The organism is Mucilaginibacter sp. P4_G9, assembly GCF_056400985.1.
Window position 1 is genome coordinate 1 of sequence record NZ_JBFUKF010000499.1, and the last position, 3,284, is coordinate 3,284.

3 protein-coding genes are annotated in these 3,284 nt (G+C 38.6%); 1 reads left to right on the top strand and 2 read right to left on the bottom strand.

Annotation, left to right across the window (positions count from 1 at the left end; genetic code table 11):
• A partial coding sequence (locus tag AC1DPZ_RS24415; protein ID WP_477408365.1) for an AAA family ATPase occupies nt 1-187 on the bottom strand: 187 nt, incomplete at its 3' end.
• A 386-nt stretch (nt 188-573) separates the two neighbouring features.
• Between AC1DPZ_RS24415 and AC1DPZ_RS24420 the strand changes: the two genes are divergently transcribed.
• A complete protein-coding gene (locus AC1DPZ_RS24420) occupies nt 574-2,307 on the top strand; it encodes a discoidin domain-containing protein (protein ID WP_477408367.1) in 1,734 nt (577 codons plus the stop codon).
• A 326-nt stretch (nt 2,308-2,633) separates the two neighbouring features.
• Here the strand turns inward: AC1DPZ_RS24420 and AC1DPZ_RS24425 are convergent.
• Nucleotides 2,634-3,284: hypothetical protein (locus tag AC1DPZ_RS24425; RefSeq protein WP_477408369.1), on the bottom strand; the 651-nt coding region annotated here is incomplete at its 5' end.

The following is a 3,284-nucleotide window of genomic DNA, read 5'->3' on the forward strand; positions in this document are numbered from 1 at the left end:
GTTTTATTTGCTGGCTATCTATGGGGTTAAAGTAGCTTTTACATAGGCTCAGGTAATGTATAGCATCRAGCAGATTAGTTTTGCCCGCGCCATTATTACCCGTAAAAGCATTCACACCCTCGCTGAAAACAAGTTCGGCCTCCTCATAATTTTTAAAATTTATAACTGACAGCTGCTGCAAATACATGGGGCTGTAAAGGTAAGGTTTTTGGGTTGGATAGGATTGGTTTGGAGATAGAATATTAGGTTGATTAGGTTTACTTTGACTGTTTTTATTTTTTACCAACAAAAATTCAACCCCATCAACCATTCACCAATTAACGAAAAGCTATGTGCAATCACAAAACAATTAAACGTATTTACATACCATAAATTTATACCAGCCTATACAAAAAACCGCTCCATGGTTAAGTTATTTGTATCCATAGTTAAGTTATTTTCAATTGCAATAAACCTTTTTCACATCCTTGTACAAAATTGATTTTGCGTATTGTATGGTATAAAATATTCAAATATATTTACTGCAAATAAGCAGTGGCGCTACCTCGTATTAATAACCTGCCGAACCTTATTATGAAAAAATTTCCAGGCAAATTGCTTTTATTAGCGATTGTTTTATTTGCTGGCTGCAACAAGGAAATGCCGGAAATAAACACCACATCTGCCACTGGCGCCGGCGGCAAAAAGCTAAAAATATCATTGGCGAATACGGATATACCCATTGCCGGCATTTCGGCATCATCAACCGGCTCTTCGTGGGCAGCATCAAATGCTATTGACGATAACACTGCAACATGCTGGAGTTCAAATCAGCACACAAACGCCAACGGGGTAGAGTTTATTCARTTTCAGTTTAGCGATGCAAACGATGTAAATTATGTGAGGCTAACCCCAAGGTATGACAGCAATAACGCAGGCTTAAGCTTCCCGTTAAATTTTACAATTTATTATTACACAGGCACATCATGGGTATCTGCTAAGTCGTTCACTAATTTTGCCAATCCTCAAAAACCCGGCACCAACAATCTCCCGGTTGTAATACCACTTCCGGTTACAGTGCATACCAACCGCATAAAAATAGAAGCTACCAGGCTGAGTACCGATGGCTCAAACTATTACTTTCAGCTTGCCGAAGTTGCAGCGGGCTATGATGATGGCTTCAATCATTTTAAATGGACCAGCAATGATAACTCCAGCAGGCAAAACCGGATTAATAACGCAGGTTCGGGCACATTTAACCCAGGCCGCATTTTCAACTGGACACAGGATGACCGCGACCCCATCATCCAGGCTACAAATCAGGGTGTTTATCCTAATATATATGCTCCAAGCGTAGTTTATAACGGCGCCTGGTATATTTATTATGGCGGCTGGGACAATACATCGAAAAAAAACGACCGGATATTTACAACCGTAACCAACAACAATTTTTTAACTTTTGGCGCACACACCTTAACCATTGGCAATGGCAACAGGTGCCATGTAAATAACGCTACCATACTTAAAAAGCCCGATGGCAGCTGGCTAATGTACTATACCTCTTTACCTCAAAATTCAACTATAAATAAGCCCAGTTATGCCACCTCTCCTGATGGTGTTAACTGGGCACCAAATACCGGTTCGGGTAAATATTTGTTAAAAATGAGCAATTATCCTAACTGGGCTACTGCCGATGTAAACGGATCAAACGTTGGCTACCTGGAAAACGGTATCTATCATTTATATTTTAATGATTTTGCACGTGGCGTACACAAAGCGGTTCATCATGCGGTAAGTACCGACCAGATAAATTTTAGCTACGTTGGCGACGCGTTGAACGAAGCGCTTGTTGCACAGGATGTAAAAGCCTTTACTTACAACGATGCTACTTACTATTTAATGGGCCTGCACCATAACAGGCACGAAATAAGATACAGCTTAAGTAACAGCCTTACCAGTTTCCCGGCCAGTAACTTTTTGTTTGGCAATTACAACGCCGGCGATATGTTTATTGTTTCTATGAGTTTTGTAACCAATGCCAACAGGTTATATGGCATCATTTACGGCGCAGGCCCCAACAGGGATCTAAGTCAGAATTCGCTGCATGCCAGGTGGCTTACCAAAAAAATAATTTTTATTAGCGACAGAACCAACGAGCGTTGGGGCGATATTGAAAAAGCACACGGGCCCGACCAGGTTGTACTGTACATGAATACCGATATGGAAACCGGTCACTTTTATGTTTACGATACAGATGGTACCACCCTGCTGTATACCAGTCCGCAGGTTACCATGCGCTCGGGCGATATCTGGACCTATAATCCATAGTTTAACTGCCGGTATTTATTGTTTTAAATAATCAACTATTCATCAATAATGGCGTACCCCGCTGATAGAAGCGGGTCGGGCTTTTTGTTCATACGCCTGCAGGTCTTACGCGCTTTGGCCGGTATCTACGCCAATCCCTTACGCAAATTTGGGGTTTAAAAAAGCCCAACGATATAATTAGGATCTTTCAAAACTTTTGAAGACTATCTATATCAAAACACCTCCCAACCCAAAAGTATGGCGCTCATGTCCGTACAACAACAGGATACCTCCTTGGTTTGATTATAATGCTTTGCCTAAGCAGTAAAATGTAAATGGAACTTATATTATTTAACACTACTGATCGGATTAAAAAGACTTTTAATATCTTTTAAATCAATCACTTTTGATATATTCAATCCAAAAAACGGCTGAGTATTTTTCCTGGTTAAAACATCAATGCCAACTCCAATACCCGCTTTTTTTACTATTGTATTCATTTTTATTTCGAAATATGGATCAACAAGACGCTTAAATACTTCTCGCTGAGGCGAAAGCAGTAGCACTTTATAATAATTATTAAAGCCTCCAATAAATTGAAACTTGACATTAAAATTTTCATCATCCCATAAAAACATAAATCCTGTATAATATAAATAATTAGCTCGGGTATAAGCACGCTGAGATTCAAAAGGTTGTAAAACAAAATACTGATTATTGAATTTCACCACAGTTGTATCTGAAATTAAGTTAGACATTGAATTCATAATTGTAGTAGTAAATAACCCTATTTCAGCTCCTCCGGTTACAAACAACTTACTTTTATCTAATAGCTTTCCAATATTTCGATGATATTCAAAATATAACATTAAAGGTTCATTTTTATAAGTGACTTTTTTACTATAAGTTCCATTCACGAGTGAAATAGTGGTATCTGTAAAATTTTTCTTTGTTCGGAAACTTTTAAATAATTGTACATTATCAATACTATCCGAAGG